Source organism: Staphylococcus pasteuri (assembly GCF_030547725.1).
In the GTDB taxonomy this organism is placed as follows: Bacteria; Bacillota; Bacilli; order Staphylococcales; family Staphylococcaceae; genus Staphylococcus; species Staphylococcus pasteuri.
The window spans coordinates 1-252 of the sequence record NZ_JAUOQO010000628.1 but is presented as its reverse complement, the minus strand read 5'-3'; the positions used below and the strand labels follow the sequence as shown (position 1 = coordinate 252).

Annotated in this window: 1 protein-coding gene; it reads right to left on the bottom strand. The window is 57.5% G+C overall.

Annotated elements, in window-relative coordinates:
• Positions 1-13: 13 nt before the first annotated feature.
• A partial coding sequence (locus Q4528_RS14970; protein ID WP_303522471.1) for a D-lyxose/D-mannose family sugar isomerase occupies positions 14-252 on the bottom strand: 239 nt, incomplete at its 5' end.

Below are 252 nucleotides of genomic sequence, written 5' to 3'. Positions count from 1 at the left end.
GGTTGCGGGGCGGTCAGCCCAGCCAGGTCTGGTAATCGCTGACCAACAGATGCTTTGGATCGGTGTCTTCTTCGATTTTGGCAAAGCGGCCGATGGGATCGCGATAGATATTGTCGGTTTCGTCGTCGTTCACGGTCGACACTTCACCAATCAGAACATCGCCGCCCTCACCCCAGAACGCATGCCAGTCACCGGGCATCAGCGTGACGCTTTCCCCCGGTGCCAATTGCAGCTTTTCACCCGGGGCATAAT